Source organism: Ottowia cancrivicina, assembly GCF_029813755.1.
In the GTDB taxonomy this organism is placed as follows: Bacteria; Pseudomonadota; Gammaproteobacteria; order Burkholderiales; family Burkholderiaceae_C; genus Ottowia; species Ottowia massiliensis.
The window spans coordinates 79,833-95,859 of sequence record NZ_JARVII010000009.1 but is presented as its reverse complement, the minus strand read 5'-3'; the positions used below and the strand labels follow the sequence as shown (position 1 = coordinate 95,859).

The window sequence follows — 16,027 nt, the reverse complement described above, 5'->3', positions numbered from 1 at the left end:
GCCCCGGCCGCTTCTTCAGGCGGCGCGCCGCTTTCTGCTGCACTTTGTGCCTTTTGCGCAATGGCGGCCACGGCGGCGGCCAGTTGCGCATCGTCCAAGCGCCACGGCTCGTAATGAATCAGCAGCGTGCGCGCGGCCGGAATGACTTCGGTCACGCCCTCGGGCGGGCCAGCTTGCAGCGCGCGCAGCAGCGCCAGCGTGCGGGGCAAATCGGGCAGCTCGACAAGCAAAGCGCCTGCGGTGACGGGGAGAAATCTCATGCTGGAAAGAAGATGAAACCGGGATAGAGCTGTTTCGCTCTTTTTTTGATAGCTGCCTGCGCTTGTTCCATGCGGACTCGCGGGCGATTTGATGCCTGAAACAGGGGCTGAAACGGGCTACGCGTGATACGCCTCATCCGCCACGTCGGTCACGAACATGTGCCCCGGCGCGTGCGTGATGGCGAAGGGCACGCCTGAGGCCATTACCGCCGCCTGGGGCGTGACGCCGCAGGCCCAGAACACGGGCACTTCGCCCGCGCGGATGGGCACGGCATCGCCAAAGTCGGGCCGCTGCACATCGGCAATGCCAATGGCCGCCGGATCGCCCACGTGCACCGGCGCGCCGTGCACGCCGGGGTAGCGGCCCGAAATGCGGCAGGCATCGGCCACGCGGCTGGCTGCAATGGGGCGCATGGAAACCACCATCGGCCCATGCAGGCGGCCCGCCGGGCGGCAGGCGATGTTTGTCTTGAACATGGGCACGTTGCAGCCCAGCGCGATGTGGCGCACCTCAATGCCCGCCTGCGCCAGCGGCGTCTCGAACGTGAAGCTGCACCCGATCAGGAACGTGACCAGATCGGGCCGCTCGTTCCAGAGCGCGCGCGCATCCGGCGTTTCTTCCGCCAGCCGGCCATCGCGCCACACGCGGTACAGGGGCAGATCGGTGCGCAAGTCGGCCCCTTGCGCCAGCACGGTTGTGAAGCTGCCCGGCTCAGTCACGTCCAGCACGGGGCAGGGCTTGGGGTTGCGCTGGGCGAAAAGCAGAAAGTCCCACGCCCAGTCGCGGGGCAGGGCGATCAGGTTGGCCTGCGTCAGGCCGGGCGCCACGCCCGCCGTGGGCGCAACGAGGCCCTGGCGATAGGCAAGACGCGCGGATTGGGCTGGAGTCATGAAAAAAGCCTGGAAAAAAGATGGACGAATGAAAAGACGGAAAACAGACGCGCCGCTTGAACGCTTTAAAAAGGATAGCTGCCTGTGCCCATTCCACGGGGGGTTTCACGGGGATTTCACGGGGATTTCACGGGGATTTCACGGGGGATCATGCGGCCTTGCGGGCCATTGATGGCGCGGCGCAGAGTCTGGGGCGCATGGGCGTGGCCTTGCAGGCATCGGCCCGATTCAAGGCAATCCGGAGCGGTTCATGCGCTTTGGAAAAGAATAAACCGCATCCTGATTTGATAAAAGGCAATGAATCATGAAATCCGGTTGTCATAAGTGAATATCGCGGATATTGGCAACAGGCAGCAAATGGCCGGTGGGCGCGCGGTTAATCGCACATAGAATGCAATTTCCTTTGACTCATTTGGAGGCAGGTATGCGTAAATTCATTTGCGGGCTGCTGCTTGCGTGCCTGGCTTGCACGGGAGCTTGGGCTGCCGGGGCGGTGGAATATTTCAATGTCGAAATGCGGGTGGATGTGAATGGAAAAAGCATGGGCCACCAGGCGATTGCCGAGCCGGGAAAGAAGGTGCGCGTCATGTCGAAAGAGGATGGCCAGACAGTCATGCGGGCGGACTACACCCTGGGGCCGGTGGGCGCGGACGAGGGCGGAGAATGCATTGGCCGTGTTTCAGGCATGGTCTTCGTGCCTGGCGCGGATGGCGCCCTGTCCCTGGCCAGCGAATGGGTTGCTCTGGCCAAAATGGGCAAGCCGTTCCATTTTGAAAGCAGGAATGAGCGTTTCAATACCGTTATCGACATGGTGATTTCGCCCATGACGAAGGAGCAGGCGGAAGAAAAAATCGGCGGCAAAATTCCGGAATCATCGTCTTGCGATACGGCGTCAGATTGGACCAAGCATGATCTTCTCAAAATCATGGAAGAGCCTTGCTGCGAGAAACCATGCCGTTCCGGCACAAAGGAAATGAGGTGCTGCGGCGGTATGGGATGCTGCGACTTCCGGCAGGAAGAAAATGGCTGATGCCTGCGCAGATAATCAGAAAACCGTTTTTCCAAAAAAGGCCCCGTTTTTATTTGACGGGGCATTTTTATTGGTGCGTTTCAAATGGCGTTTCTCACGCGAACGCCTTCAATTCAACCCCCGCTTCCAGCAGCGTTTGGCGCACCTGGCGGGCCATGTCCACGGCGCCGGGGCTGTCGCCGTGCACGCAAATGGAATCGGCCTGTATGGGGGTGAGCGTGCCGTCGATGGCCTCTACCACGCCGTGCTGCACCAGGCGCAGCATGCGCGCGGCCACCTGGGGCGCGTCGTGCAGCACCGCGCCGCTTTGGCGGCGGCTGACCAGCGTGCCTTGCGGGGTGTAGGCGCGGTCGGCAAAGGCTTCGGCCACCACGCGCAAGCCCGCCGCTTGCGCCCAGCCCACCAGGGGCGAGCCAGCCAGCGCCACCAGCGCCAGGCCGGGATCAATGGCGCGGATGGCTTCGATCACGTCCGCCGCCTGGCGCTCGTCGTGCGCGATGGTGTTGTAGAGCGCGCCGTGCGGCTTGACGTAGCGCACCTGCGTGCCGGCCACGCGCGCCAGCCCTTGCAGTGCGCCAATCTGGTAGATGACATCGGCGCGCAAATCGGCGCTGGCCACGTCCATGTTGCGGCGGCCAAAACCGGCCAGGTCAGGGTAGGCCACGTGCGCGCCCACGCTCACGCCGCGCTCGGCGGCGGCGCGCAGCGTGCGCAGGATGCCCGCCGCGTCGCCCGCGTGAAAGCCGCAGGCCACGTTGGCGCTGGTGACGATGCCGAGCATGGCCTCGTCATCGCCCATGCGCCACGCGCCCAGGCTTTCGCCCAGGTCGCTGTTCAGATCGATGTGCGCCATGCCTTATCCCATGATGAATTTGAAAACGCCGCCAAACGATTTGTAGCCCATGTACCAGGTCAGCAGGCACACGGCCGAGCCCAGCGCCAGCAGCGGGCGTGAATAGGTTTTGCCGCCCAGCAAATCAGGGCGCGCCCAGCCGACGTACATGAAGAGCGTCATGCCCAGCGGCAGGATGAGGCCGTTGAAGCCGCCCGCAAACACCAGCAGCGCCGAAGGCGCTTTGCCCAGGCCCAGAAACACGGCCAGCGACACCAGGATGAACACCACCGTGGCCTTGTTGCGCGCACTTTCCGAAATGCCGGGCCTGAAGGCCGTGAGGAAAGACATGGAGGTGTAGGCCGCCCCGATCACGCTGGTGATGGCCGCCGCCCACAGCACCAGGCCGAAAAAGCGCAGGCCCAAATTGCCCGCTGCAGCCTGAAAGGCCTGCGCCGCCGGGTTCGCGCCCTTGCCGGAGATGTCGATGACCACGCCGCCGCTGACCACGCCCAGAATGGCCAGAAACAGCACGTAGCGCATCACGCCCGTGACGGCAATGCCGTTGAGCGCGCCGCTGGTGACGGCCTTGAGGTTTTCCTCGCCCGTCATGCCCCGGTCCAGCAGGCGGTGCGCGCCCGCGTAGGTGATGTAGCCGCCCACCGTGCCGCCCACGATGGTGGTGATCATCACCCAGTCCACCACTTCGGGCATCACGGTCTGGCGCAGCGCCTCGCCCACGGGCGGGCCGGAGACGATGGCCACATACACCGTCAGCGCAATCATCAGAATGCCCAGGAAGATGATGAGCTTGTCCACCGCCATGCCCGCGCGCCTGGAGGCAAAGATGCCCAGCGCGATGGCCGCGCTCAGCGCCCCGCCCCAGGCTGGCGGCAGGCCCATCAGCGCGTCCAGCCCCAGGCCCGCGCCCGCGATGTTGCCCACGTTGAAGACCAGCCCGCCAAACATCACCAGCAGCGCCAGCACATGCCCGCTGCCCGGCAGCGCCGCGTTGGCCAGCGAAGAAGCATCGCGCCGCGCCAGCGCCACCATGCGCCAGATGTTGATTTGCACCACGAAGTCAATCAGCACCGAAGCCAGAATGCCGAAGGCGAACGCCGCCCCCAGCTTGGTGGTGAATGTGGCTGTTTGCGTGATGAAGCCGGGGCCGATGGCCGAAGTGGCCATCAGAAAAATGGCGGCGATGATGGACGAGCGCCGCGAGCGAATGAACTCGGTCGGCTCGCTGGACGCAGACGCCGATGGCTGGACGGACGCTGCGCACGCGTTGGAATCTGCGGAAGGCAGGCTCATGGCGGATTGCTCCTGTTGCTGGGGCCAAAAAAGCACACGGCAGCGCCAGCTGCGGCAGCAAGGCCCCGCAAGCTGGCTCCCCGTGCAAAAACAGGCGCGGATTGTTGGGGCGCAGCGCCGCCGTGGCGCATGGGGATTTCCCTCTCGGGAATTACCCTGCCAAGGGTTTTCCGCCGCCCGGCGGCAAAAGCGTGCGGACGGAACCTGGCAGGCAGGCGTTGCAGACGAGGCATTGCAAGCCAAATCGCCCGCAAGTCCTGGTGGAATAGGCGCGGGCAGCTATGGTTTTTGCAGCAAGCGGGCAGCCGCCTAGAATCCGCCGCGCCCATGCCTTCCCATGCTTCTTCTTCTGCTGGCGCTGCTGGCCACGCCCAGGGCAGCGAGCGCGTCATCAAGAAATATCCCAACCGCAGGCTGTATGACACGCAGGCGTCTGCCTACGTGACGCTGGCGGACGTGCGGGCGCTGGTAATGCAGCGCGCGCCGTTCGTGGTGCGTGACGCGCGCACGGGCGAAGACCTCACGCGCAGCATCCTGCTTCAGATCATGCTGGAGGAGGAGGCGGGCGGCGCGCCCATGTTCAGCGAGCAGCTGCTGGCCAATCTGATCCGCTTTTACGGCCACGCCATGCAGGGGCTGATGGGCGCGTATCTGGAGCGCAGCATTGACGCCATGATGGATGTGCAGGCGCGGCTGGCCGAGCAGGCGCAATCGCTCTCGCCCGAGCACTGGCGTGCGTTCATGCAGCCGGGCGTGATGGGCGGCTATTTCGAGCAGTCGCAGGCGCTGCTGGCGCACATGCAGCAGCAGATGCACGCGCAGGCCGGGCAGGTGCTGGGCGCTTTCGGCCTGCGGCCCGCTTCTTCCACGATGACACCCGACAAGAATGACCACGACGACCTCCCCGACTGAATCTGCTCCAGGCCCCGCCCCGCGCGTGGGCTTTGTCTCCCTGGGCTGCCCGAAGAACCTGACGGACTCGGAACTCATCATCACCCAGCTCTCCGCCGAAGGCTACGTGACGGGCAAGTCGTTCGAGGGGGCTGATCTGGTCATCGTCAATACCTGCGGCTTCATCGACGAAGCGGTGAAGGAGAGCCTGGACACGATTGGCGAGGCGCTGAACGTCAATGGCAAGGTCATCGTCACCGGCTGCCTGGGCGCGCGCAAAACGGTCAATGCCCGGCCGGGCGAGGAAGACAACCTGGTCAAGAGCCTGCACCCCAGCGTGCTGGCCGTGACCGGCCCGCAGGCCACGCAGGAAGTGATGGACGCCGTGCACCAGCACTGCCCCAAGCCGCACGATCCGTTCACCGACTTGGTGCCGGGCGTGGTGGGCGAGGCGGGCGTGAAGCTCACTCCGCGCCACTACGCCTACATCAAGATCAGCGAGGGCTGCAACCACCGCTGCACGTTCTGCATCATTCCTTCCATGCGGGGCGATCTGGTCAGCCGCCCGATTGGCAACGTGCTCAAGGAAGCCAAGGCGCTGTTTGAAGGCGGCGTGAAAGAGCTGCTGGTGGTCAGCCAGGACACCTCCGCCTACGGGCTGGACGTGAAGTACCGCACAGGCTTCTGGGAGGGCCGCCCCATCAAGACCCGCCTGCTGGAGCTGGTGCAGGCGCTGGCCGCGCTGGCCGAACCGCACGGCGCCTGGGTGCGGCTGCATTACGTCTACCCCTACCCGCATGTGGACGACGTGCTGCCGCTGATGGCGCAGGGCCGCGTGCTGCCGTATCTGGACGTGCCTTTCCAGCACAGCCACCCCGACGTGTTGCGCCGCATGAAGCGCCCGGCCAGCGGCGAAAAAAACCTCGAGCGCATCGCCCGCTGGCGCGAGCAATGCCCGGAGCTGGTCATCCGCTCCACCTTCATCGCCGGCTTTCCGGGCGAGACGGAGGCCGAATTCCGGCATTTGCTCGACTTTGTGCGCGAGGCGCAGATTGACCGCGCCGGCTGCTTCGCCTACAGCCCCGTGCAGGGCGCGGCGGCCAATGAACTGCCGGGCCAGCTGGCCGCCGAAGAGCGCGAGGAGCGCCGCGCCCGCTTCATGGCCGTGGCCGAAGAAGTCTCCGCCGCCCGCCTGCGCCGCCGCGTGGGCAGCGTCATGCAGGTGCTGGTGGACTCGGCTCCCGCGCAGGGCCGACGCGGCGGCGTGGGCCGCAGCTACGCCGACGCGCCCGAAATCGACGGCGTGGTGCGCCTGCTGCCGCCCGAAAAAATCAGCAAGACGCTCAAGGCGGGCGCGTTCACCAAGGCGCGCATCGTCGCCGCCGAAGGGCATGACCTGGTGGGCGTGCCGATCTGAACCGCAACACGAAAGGGCAGAAACCATGAAGCTGGCGACCATCCATAGCGAACTCAATCCGTGGGATGCGCGCATCGTGTGCAACCTGCTGCGCAGCGAAGGCATGGCGGCCACGCTGCTGGGCGAGCACCACGCCACGGCCGACCTGCTGGTTTCGCCCGCGCTGGGCGGCGTGCGCGTGCAAGTGCCCGCCGAGCAGGCCGAAGCCGCCCGCGCCCTTGTCGCCCGCTGGCAAAGCGGCGAATTCGGGCGCGCGCTGGAAGATCAAATGAAGGACGAAGCGCCGTGAACGCGCCGCAAGCCGCCCCGAAAGGAAAAAGAACCATGCCCGCCCGCCAAGCCCTCCGCAAGGCCAGCCTGCTGGCCATGCTGGCGCTGACGGCTGCCAGCGCCCTGGCGCAGCCAGCGGCATCGCCCCAGGGCGCTTGCACGCCCGAAACCTGCACCCTGCAAGACTTCGAGGCGGCCCGCGCCGTCACCGAAACGCTGTATGGCGACGTGCTCACCGCGCTGGCTGCCCATGAACGCCCGGCCCTGCGCAGCGACCAGAACCAGTGGCGGCGCGCCGCCCGCCAGCACTGCAACCGGCTGGCCCCGCTGCGCGGCGAGGCCGGGGCCCCGGGCAACAACCGCCACCACGCCTGCATGATCCAGCAGCACATGGAGCGCCGCCAGGCGCTGCGCCACTGGCTGATGAATGGCTACATCGTTGATTGAGCGCGAAACCGCCGCCCGCCTGCGCCGTCCAGCCGGGCCGGACGGCAGGCGCACAAGATCAGAAAAAGGAGCAAATTTGAGCCTGCCAAAAACGGCGCCTGCGCCCTTTCTACTAGGACATCATGCTATTGATACAGGAGCGAAAATGCCCCCCATCCATGCAGCCGTTGCCAAGCAAGAAAGCGGGCCGCTGCAAACGGCCAGCGGCGGCAATCCGGCGCTCGATCCACGGCCTCCAGCATGGCCATGCGCCTGGCGGCAGACAAAAAAGCCTTGCGATGGGCAATGCAATGGGCAAAAAAAAGCCTTGCGGTTTTTGCCGCAAGGCTTCATGTGTGGTGCCCAGGAGAGGACTCGAACCTCCACGGAGTTACCCGCTAGTACCTGAAACTAGTGCGTCTACCAATTCCGCCACCTGGGCGTTTCAGGGAAAGCGCGAATTCTACAGCATAAAAATGAAAACAGACAAAACACGCATGAAAAATGAACTGGAAGGCTCTGTGCAGGGCCACCGCGACGGCCACGGCTTCGTGCTGCGCGACGATGGCGGCCCTGACCTGTACCTGCCGCCCGCGCAAATGCGCGCCGTGCTGCACGGCGACCGCGTGCGCGCCGCCGTGACGCAGTTTGACCGCAAGGGCCGCGCCGAAGGGCGGGTGCTGTCCATCATCAGCCGCCCGCCGCGCCCGCTCATCGCCCGCCTCGTGCGCGAAAGCGGCGTGTGGCTGGCCCGGCCGGAAGACCGCCGCTACGGGCAAGACGTGCTGCTTGAAAAACGCGGCATGGGCCGCGCGCGCGAAGGGCAAATCGCCGTCATCGCCTTCACGGGCGAGCCGGCGCTGCATGCCCAGCCCACGGGCCGCGTGACCGAAGTGCTGGGCGACGCGGACGACGCGGGCATGGAAATCGAAATTGCCGTGCGCAAATTCGGCGTGCCGCACGAGTTCTCCCCCGCCGCGCTGGCGCAGGCCCAGGCGCTGCCAGACGCCGTGCAGCCCGCCGAGCGCAAAGGCCGCATTGATTTGACCGATGTGCCCTTTGTCACCATCGACGGCGAAGACGCCCGCGACTTTGACGACGCCGTCTATTGCCAGCCCGCCGTGGCGTCAGGCCGTGGCAAGCGGCCCAATGGCTGGCGGCTGCTCGTGGCCATTGCCGACGTGAGCCACTACGTGACCAACGGCGACGCGCTCGACGCGGACGCCTTCGAGCGCGCCACCAGCGTTTATTTCCCGCGCCGCGTCATCCCCATGCTGCCGGAAAAACTCAGCAACGGCCTGTGCTCGCTCAACCCGCAGGTGGACCGCCTCGCGCTCGTGTGCGACATGCTGATTGACCGGCAAGGCGCCATCACCGCCTACCAGTTCTACCCCGCCGTCATCCACAGCCACGCGCGCCTGACCTACACGCAGGCCGCCGCCTGGCTTGCAGGCGAGACCGGCGGCGCCGCGCCCGGGCAGCAAGCCCTGCTGCCCCAGCTGCAAAACCTCGCCAGCGCTTACCGCGCACTGCTGGCCGCCCGCCACGCGCGCGGCGCGGTGGAGCTGGACAGCGTTGAAACCCAAATCGTCTGCGACGAAGCGGGCCGCATCACGCAAATCCTGCCGCGCGAGCGCAACGACGCGCACCGCCTGATTGAAGAAGCCATGCTCGCCGCCAACGTCTGCGCCGCCGACTTCATGCTCGAAGGCAAGCGCGAGGGCCTTTTCCGCGTGCATGACGCGCCCCCGCCCGACAAGCTCGCCACCTTGCGCAGCTACCTGGCCGCCCTGGGCGTGCGCGCCGCCGTGCCTGATGAGCCGCAGCCTGCCGACATCCAGCGCATCGCCGAACAAGTTGCCGCCCGGCCTGACGCCGCCCAAATCCACGCCGTGCTCCTGCGCTCCATGAGCCAGGCCCTCTACACCCCCGCCAACAGCGGCCACTTCGGCCTGGCCTACCCCGCCTACGCGCACTTCACCAGCCCCATCCGCCGCTACCCTGATTTGCTGGTGCACCGCGTCATCAAAGCCATGCTCGCGGGCCGTAAATACGCCCTGCCCAAGCTGCCCGCGTTTGGCGAAGCGCATGAAAAACTCCGCCAGCGCCTGCAAAAAAACGCCCGCCCGGCCAGCGCGGCGGAAAACCTCCCGCGCAAAACCGCCAAGGCCCATCAGGCCTGGGAAGCGGCCGGACTGCATTGCAGCGCGTGCGAGCGCCGCGCCGACGAAGCCAGCCGCGACGTGCAGGCCTGGCTCAAATGCCAATACATGCAGCAGCACCTGGGCGAAGTGTTTGAAGGCACGGTCAGCGCCGTCACCAGCTTTGGCCTTTTCGTCACCCTGAAAGACCTTTACGTGGAAGGGCTGATTCACGTCTCGGAACTGGCTGGCGACTACTACCGCTTTGACGAAGCCCGGCAAGAGCTGCGCGGCGAGCGCAGCGGCACGCGCTACACCCTGGGCCAGCCGCTGCGCGTGCAAGTCGCCCGCGTCGATCTGGACGGCCGCCGCATCGACTTTTGCCTGCCTGCGGCCAGCGCAGACGGGCCGCCCGCGTCCGCTGACGTGCCCGCCGGCCGCAAAACCGCCCGCCCCGCAGCCGCCAAGACAGACCGCAAGCCCAGGGCCGCAAAAGCGGCCAAAGCGGCCAGAGCCGCCAAGCCCCGGACCGCCCGTTCTTCCGCACGCTCCTCATCAGGCAGGCGCTGAACCCGGCTTGGCGGGCCGCCAGGAGCGCTCTGGCGCCCTTCATTCCTGACCCCATGAAACGGATAGCAGGCAGTCTGTTTAACTGCTTCCGTCAAAGTAATGCCAACCCGCTTTCAATCTGCACAACCTTTTCCATGCCAGGAGTATAAAGTGTCATTTACCACGATTATTTATGCCCACCCATACGATGAAAGTTTCAATCACGGCATTTTGCAGCGTGTGCGGCAGCTACTGGATGGAAAAGGAAAAAAATATCAGCTGATTGATTTGTATGCGGACGGTTTCAACCCCGCCTACACTAAAGAGGAACTTGCCTTGTTTAACCAGGGGAAAGCCTTGGATCCGCTCGTTTTGCGTTATCAGGAAATCTTGAAAACAACCAGCCGCCTGATTTTCATCTTTCCTGTCTGGTGGGCGGATATGCCGGCCATCGTCAAAGGATTTGAAGACAAAGTTTTTCTCAAAACATTGGCTTACGTTCCCACCGCCACAGGCTTGAAAGGCAATCTGACCCACATCAAGGAAGCGCTGGTCATCAGCACATCCACCGCCCCCACATGGTATCTGAAATGGTTTTGCGGCAACGGTATTGGCAAAGCGATGCTGGGCCACACCCTGAAAGGCATCGGTATTGCCAAACGCCAATGGCTCAACTTCGGCAATATGGACAAATCCACCGCCGAACAGCGGAAGGCATTCTTGGAAGATTTAAGCCGAAGCGTTTGATTTTGGAGTGGCTTGAAGCAGGTAAAAGGCTGCCTGAAAACTGAAACCAGCCCGCAGCGCGGGCAAAGCAGCCTGATTTCCATCTCCAAGGTTTACAGGCTGCTTTTGATATGCCGCTCACCTTATTCCAAATGTGCCCGGCAATTAGTCAAATAGCACTCCGCCTGCGGTTTTCATTGCATCGTTTCAGATGAATGCAAGCAGCCGCGCTGCGCTGAAGCATTCGTTGGTCCTGCAGAAATGGAAGTGCACGCTGCCCAGGCACGCGCCCTCAAAGGAATCGCCTTCGCGGAAAAACGCCTTGATTGGTGCGTTCCAAGCAGATGAAGTCATGTGTTTTTTGCTGTGCAGCCGGCTGCCTGTGCCGTGGCGTTCCGTTGGGCTGGCACGATGGCGACCATTGCTGATGATCGGCTTGTCCGTGCCCACACCTGCGGTGAACACTTTGTGTCAAGATACTTTTTTTACTGCCCACGGATCGCCCGGCCACCAGTCAAGCATCAGCCAGACCACCGCGTCCATCCGCAGTCATTTTTTTCAATTCAACATCTTTGTCGTAGCCCTCTTTGACTACCGAACCTCTCCCTGAAGGCTGGCTTGAGATTGAGGCCCTTGACATGGACGCGCAGGGCATCGCCCGCCGCCCCGACGGCAAAGTCGTCTTCGTCGAAGGCGCGCTGCCCGGCGAAATCGTCTTCGCCAACGTGCACCGCAAGAAAAACAACTGGGAAGCCGCCAGCTTGCTGGCCGTGCACCGCGAAAGCAGCCAGCGCGTGCGCCCCGGCTGCCCGCACTTTGGCCTGCACGCGGGCGCGTGCGGCGGCTGCAAGATGCAGCATCTGGACGCCGCCGCGCAAGTGGCCGTCAAGCAGCGCGTGCTGGAAGACAACCTCTGGCGGCTGGGCAAAGTGCGCCCGGCCAACGTGTTGGCGCCCATCCACGGCCCCGCCTGGGGCTACCGCTGGCGCGCGCGCCTGTCGGTGCGGCACGTGGTGAAAAAAGGCGAAGTGCTCATCGGCTTTCACGAGCGCAAAAGCCGCTACATCGCCGACATGCGCTCTTGCGCCATCTTGCCGCCGCACGTGAGCGGCTGGCTGCTGCCGCTGCGCCAGCTCATCGCCGGCATGCACGCGCGCGACACCTGCCCGCAAATCGAAGTGGCCTGCGGCGATGGCGTCACGGCCCTGGTGCTGCGCCATCTGGAGCCTTTGAGCGAGGCCGACCTGGCGCGCCTGCGCGCCTTCGCCCGCGAGCAGGGCCGCCAGCATCCCATCCAGTGGTGGCTCCAGCCCAAGGGGCCGGACAGCGCGCACCGGCTCGATGAAGACGGCGAAGGCGGCGAAAGCGCCCCGCCGCTGGCCTACAGCCTGCCCGAATTCGGCATCACCATGCCCTTTCGCCCCACCGACTTCACGCAAGTCAATCCGCACATCAACCGCGTGCTCGTCAGCTGCGCGCTGCGCCTGCTGGACGCGCAGCGCGGCGAGCGCGTGATCGACTGGTTCTGCGGCCTGGGCAACTTCACCCTGCCGCTGGCCACGCGCGCGGGCGAAGTGCTGGGCATTGAAGGCAGCCCCGCCCTGGTGGCCCGCGCCCGCCAGAACCTGCAAGCCAACCAGCGCTCCGGCCTGGCAAAAGTGAGCTTTGCCGCCCGCAACCTGTTCGAGATGACGCCCGGACAACTCATGGCCGACGGCCAGGCCGAGCGCTGGCTGATCGACCCGCCGCGCGAAGGCGCTTTTGCCCTGGCCAAATCGCTGGCCGCCATTCACCAGGCGCGGCTGGGCGCAGCGGCAACAGCAGCGGAAAACGCATCCGAAACAGCAGGCGAAAGCGGCGAAGCGCCGCCGCCCGTTTCAGCCCAAACCCTGGCGGCTTTTGCCAGCTGGCAGCCGCCGCGCCGCATCGTTTACGTCAGCTGCAACCCCGCCACTCTCGCCCGCGACGCGGGCCTGCTCGTGCACCAGGCGGGCTACCGTTGCCGCGCCGCTGGCGTGGTGAACATGTTCCCCCACACCGCCCACGTGGAAAGCGTGGCCGTGTTCGAGCGGGCGGCGTAAAGCGCAGCGGCGAGGGGGCTGAAAGAGCAGGGCAAGGGGCGGGCAGGTTTTTTTGCTCCTTTATCAATAGCATAAAGTCCTAGTGAATACTGCGCAGGGCTTATTTTTCGATCTATAAAATTTGCTTCTGTTTTTGATGCTTTCTGGCGCGTCCGGGCCGTCCGGAAACCTGCCTCATGACTGCTTCCGCCACGCCCTTGCCCCCCTTGCGAACCTACATGGTTGGCGGCGCCGTGCGCGACCGTCTGCTGGGCCTGCCCGTGCACGACCGCGACTGGGTGGTGGTGGGCGCCACGCCCGAAGACATGGCCGCGCGCGGCTTTGTGCCCGTGGGCAAGGACTTTCCCGTTTTCCTGCACCCGCAAACGCGCGAGGAATACGCCCTGGCGCGCACCGAGCGCAAAAGCGCCCCCGGCTACCGGGGCTTTGCCGTGCAGGCCAGCCCCGCCGTCACGCTGGAAGAAGACCTGGCGCGGCGCGACCTGACCATCAACGCCATCGCCGCCCCCGCGAACTGGACAGGCGATGAGGCCGCGCTCATCGACCCCTTTGGCGGCCTGCACGATTTGCGCGCGGGCGTGCTGCGGCATGTGACCGATGCCTTCCGTGAAGACCCCGTGCGCATCCTGCGCCTGGCGCGCTTTGCCGCGCGCTTTCACGCCTTTTCCATTGCTCCTGAAACGCAGGCCCTGCTGCGCAGCATGGTGCAAGCAGGAGAAGCCGCCCATCTGGTGCCCGAGCGCGTGTGGCAAGAGCTGGCGCGCGGCCTGATGCAGCCGCGCCCCTCGCGCATGCTGCATGTGCTGCACAGCTGCGGCGCGCTGGCCGCCGCCCTGCCCGAACTGGCCGCGTCATACATCACCCACGGCCCGCGCCTGGAGCGCGCGCTGGACGAAGCCGCGCGGCTGAACGCCCCCTTGCCCGCGCGCTACGCCTGCCTGACGGCGGACATCGCCCCCGCCGCGCTTGCCGGCTTGCACGAACGCCTGCGCCCGCCCGCCGATTGCCAGGCGCTGGCCGACCTGCTGACCCGCCAGCGCCCAGCCATAGAAGCCAGCGCCGCGCTGCCTGCCGCCGCCTTGGTTGATCTGCTGCAAGCGGGCGATGCGCTGCGCCGCCCCGCCCGCTTTGAACAGGCCCTGCTGGCCTGCGAATGCGTAGCCCGCGCGGAGCAGGGCGGAAAAGAGGCGGGCTGCAAGCCCGGCGGGCCAGCCCCCTCCGCCGCGCCCTGGCCGCCCCGCCAGCGCCTGCTGGTCGCGCTGGCCGCCGCGCAGAGCGTGGACGCCGCCGCCATCGCCCGCCAGGCCGCCGCCAGCGGAGCCAAGGGCGCGCAGATTGGCCAGGCGCTGCGGGCGGCGCGCGTGCAGGCCGTGCAAGCGCTGGCTGGCCTGGGCTGAAGCGGGCTGCCGGGCGCAGAGGCTCTGGTCATTGGCCAGCTGGCGGGCCGGAAACCAAAAAAAGAGCAAATCTAAGGGGGCAAAAAATGGCTCTCGCGCCCTTTTCACTAGGACATCATGCTATGGATAGAGGAGCTGAAAATCCTTCCCGCATGGGCATTGACAGGCGCGTGGCCGAAAAAAAGCGCCGCGAGAAGCGGCGCTTGTGCGGTGGGCCAAGAACGCGTCAGTGCAGATGGCGCGGCCTGCGCCCGCCGCCGTGGCCGCCCGCGTTGCCTGAACCGCCTGGGCTGCCGGAGCCGCCACGGGGGCGGCTCATGTCCAGCGAGCTGGTCAGGTCGTTGAAACGGTTGGCAAAGAGCTGGTCAATGGCATGCACCACGCCGCCCAGCTCGGCGCTGTCGAAATGGCGCTCCATCAGGCGCACCACGTCTTCCACGAGCAAGTCGCGCTGCACCTGCATGATGGCCTGCGGCGTGGGGCCGATGAACAGCAGCACGAAGTCATCGCGCGCCTCGCGGCCTTCGTCTTCGTCGTCTTCGTCGAAATCCACGTCGTAGAACGAGACTTCGATGGGCGCGCCGTACTCGGCCAGGTCATTGAGGTTCATGCACAGGTCATCGAGCTGCTGGCGGAAGTCTTCGCCGCCTTCCACCGTCCAGCACATCTGCAAGGTGCGCGTGATGGTGTCGTAGCGAATGCCTGGCTCTTCCTCGTACAGGCTGGCCGCGCCGCCAGCCAGCGAGCGCGCGCCCGCGTACTGCCACAGGGGCTTGAGCGCCTCTTCAATGGCCTCCAGGCGGGTGCCGGGGCGCAGTTTCACGTCGCCATGCACATGGATTTCAAAGGCATTGTCATTGGCGCTCATGGCGTTTTCCTTGGTTTGTGAAGGCGTTCGGACCGGGCAGGCCCGCAGCGCGAAAGATTATGCCCGTGGGGGCTTGGAGCCTGTTCACGGCCCGTCCGTGGGCGCAAAAGGGCGGACTTGGACGGACACGGCCAGCCTCTGAACGGTTTTTTACTTGAGCAGGCGGTGGCGGTGCACGGCCAAATGCACGCCCAGCAGCAGCACGAACACGCCGCCCAGCGCCGCGTGTCCGCGCTTGGCCCCCGTGGCGGCCAGCGCCAGCGAAGCGCCCAGCGTGAGCAGCATGCCGCGCTTGGCCCAGCGGTTGATGACATTGCGCGCAGGTGCGTGATGCGGGTGCGGCGCTGGCGGCGCGGCGGGCACGCTCAGATGGGCCGCCCGCGCGGCGCTGGCGGCTGCGCGGCGGTTTTGCCGGGGCTGGCGCGGTGCAGGGCTGGACGGGCAAGCCGCAGCGCCTGCGTCATCGTTGGCGGCGGGCTGCAAGGCGGCTTGCACGGCGGCGGCCAGCAAGGCTTCGGCCTGCGGCTGCGGCAGCGTGGCCGCGTCGTAATGCAGCAGCAGGCTGCCCACGCGGGCATTGGTTTGCACGCGGATCACGCCCGGCTGCGCCTGCAAGGCGCTGCGCGCCTGGGCCAGCGCCCGCGCTTGCCGCAGCACCGGCCCGCGCAAGCGCACGCGCCCCGGCAGAGCCGAGGCCACGAGTGAATTCATGGAGAACTTTCAGGAAAAAAGGCGCGGATTGTAGGAATGGCCGCTCATTCGTGCTGGCGTGGCGCGCCTTGCCCGCGTTGGCGGCGCGCTTGCCGGGAAAGGAGGCTATTTGCTCCTTGAACAATAGCGCAATGTCCCCGTGGAAACTGCGCCAAAGCCGTTTTTCAGGCGCTGGATTTGCTCCTGAATCAAAAGCGAAACAGGAGCAGAAAGCCGGATAGGC

At 65.6% G+C, this 16,027-nt stretch carries 16 protein-coding genes and 1 tRNA gene; 9 read left to right on the top strand and 8 right to left on the bottom strand.

The genetic code is table 11. The annotated features are described in order from the left end of the window. Positions 1–260: carboxyltransferase domain-containing protein (locus QB898_RS06150; protein WP_279524235.1), on the bottom strand; the 260-nt coding region annotated here is incomplete at its 3' end. A gap of 117 nt (positions 261–377) precedes the next feature. Beyond that, on the bottom strand, positions 378–1,151 hold the full coding sequence (locus tag QB898_RS06145; protein WP_279524234.1) for a putative hydro-lyase: 774 nt from the start codon (positions 1,149–1,151) through the stop codon (positions 378–380). Between the two features lie 391 nt (positions 1,152–1,542). Between QB898_RS06145 and QB898_RS06140 the strand changes: the two genes are divergently transcribed. After that, positions 1,543–2,181, top strand: a complete 639-nt coding sequence (locus QB898_RS06140; RefSeq protein WP_279524233.1) for a hypothetical protein — start codon at positions 1,543–1,545, stop codon at positions 2,179–2,181. Positions 2,182–2,275: 94 nt separating this feature from the next. Here QB898_RS06140 and QB898_RS06135 read toward each other — a convergent pair whose 3' ends face one another. Further along, positions 2,276–3,034, bottom strand: a complete 759-nt coding sequence (locus QB898_RS06135) for a LamB/YcsF family protein (RefSeq protein ID WP_102283212.1) — start codon at positions 3,032–3,034, stop codon at positions 2,276–2,278. Positions 3,035–3,037: 3 nt separating this feature from the next. Next, complete coding sequence (locus QB898_RS06130; protein ID WP_050716524.1) at positions 3,038–4,327, bottom strand: NRAMP family divalent metal transporter; 1,290 nt, start codon at positions 4,325–4,327, stop codon at positions 3,038–3,040. Positions 4,328–4,654: 327 nt separating this feature from the next. Between QB898_RS06130 and phaR the strand changes: the two genes are divergently transcribed. From phaR to QB898_RS06110, 4 genes are read left to right on the top strand one after another with little or no spacing between them, the layout of a single operon-like run. Next, the gene (phaR, locus tag QB898_RS06125; protein WP_279524232.1) at positions 4,655–5,239 is read left to right on the top strand and encodes a polyhydroxyalkanoate synthesis repressor PhaR; all 585 of its coding nucleotides are present in this window, start codon (positions 4,655–4,657) and stop codon (positions 5,237–5,239) included. Then, complete coding sequence (rimO, locus tag QB898_RS06120) at positions 5,214–6,635, top strand: 30S ribosomal protein S12 methylthiotransferase RimO (RefSeq protein WP_279524231.1); 1,422 nt, start codon at positions 5,214–5,216, stop codon at positions 6,633–6,635. Before phaR ends, rimO begins: the two co-directional genes overlap by 26 nt. 25 nt (positions 6,636–6,660) lie before the next feature. Beyond that, a complete protein-coding gene (locus tag QB898_RS06115) occupies positions 6,661–6,924 on the top strand; it encodes a putative signal transducing protein (RefSeq protein WP_050715607.1) in 264 nt (87 codons plus the stop codon). Positions 6,925–6,959: 35 nt separating this feature from the next. Further along, positions 6,960–7,352, top strand: a complete 393-nt coding sequence (locus QB898_RS06110) for a lysozyme inhibitor LprI family protein (protein ID WP_279524230.1) — start codon at positions 6,960–6,962, stop codon at positions 7,350–7,352. A gap of 336 nt (positions 7,353–7,688) precedes the next feature. Here QB898_RS06110 and QB898_RS06105 read toward each other — a convergent pair. After that, positions 7,689–7,773: transfer RNA gene (locus QB898_RS06105), tRNA-Leu, on the bottom strand. Between the two features lie 55 nt (positions 7,774–7,828). Between QB898_RS06105 and QB898_RS06100 the strand changes: the two genes are divergently transcribed. Next, positions 7,829–10,042 (top strand): ribonuclease R family protein, encoded by a 2,214-nt coding sequence (locus QB898_RS06100; protein WP_428982742.1) that lies wholly within the window; start codon positions 7,829–7,831, stop codon positions 10,040–10,042. A 150-nt stretch (positions 10,043–10,192) separates the two neighbouring features. Beyond that, positions 10,193–10,768, top strand: coding sequence for an NAD(P)H-dependent oxidoreductase (locus QB898_RS06095; RefSeq protein WP_279524228.1), 576 nt, complete (start codon positions 10,193–10,195; stop codon positions 10,766–10,768). Between the two features lie 186 nt (positions 10,769–10,954). Here the strand turns inward: QB898_RS06095 and QB898_RS06090 are convergent, their stop codons facing one another. Continuing rightward, entirely contained in the window at positions 10,955–11,212 is a 258-nt protein-coding gene (locus QB898_RS06090) for a hypothetical protein (protein WP_279524227.1), read from the bottom strand. Positions 11,213–11,334: 122 nt separating this feature from the next. Here QB898_RS06090 and rlmD point away from each other — a divergent pair, with 122 nt between their 5' ends. Further along, on the top strand, positions 11,335–12,828 hold the full coding sequence (gene rlmD, locus QB898_RS06085; protein ID WP_279524226.1) for a 23S rRNA (uracil(1939)-C(5))-methyltransferase RlmD: 1,494 nt from the start codon (positions 11,335–11,337) through the stop codon (positions 12,826–12,828). Positions 12,829–13,034: 206 nt separating this feature from the next. Next, positions 13,035–14,225 carry a tRNA nucleotidyltransferase/poly(A) polymerase-related protein gene (locus tag QB898_RS06080; protein WP_279524238.1) on the top strand — a complete coding sequence of 397 codons (1,191 nt, stop codon included), beginning with the start codon at positions 13,035–13,037 and terminating at the stop codon, positions 14,223–14,225. Between the two features lie 226 nt (positions 14,226–14,451). Here QB898_RS06080 and QB898_RS06075 read toward each other — a convergent pair whose 3' ends face one another. Continuing rightward, positions 14,452–15,093 (bottom strand): DUF6806 family protein, encoded by a 642-nt coding sequence (locus QB898_RS06075; RefSeq protein ID WP_050715612.1) that lies wholly within the window; start codon positions 15,091–15,093, stop codon positions 14,452–14,454. A gap of 150 nt (positions 15,094–15,243) precedes the next feature. Continuing rightward, positions 15,244–15,804 (bottom strand): HMA2 domain-containing protein, encoded by a 561-nt coding sequence (locus QB898_RS06070; protein ID WP_102283208.1) that lies wholly within the window; start codon positions 15,802–15,804, stop codon positions 15,244–15,246. Positions 15,805–16,027 lie beyond the last annotated feature (223 nt).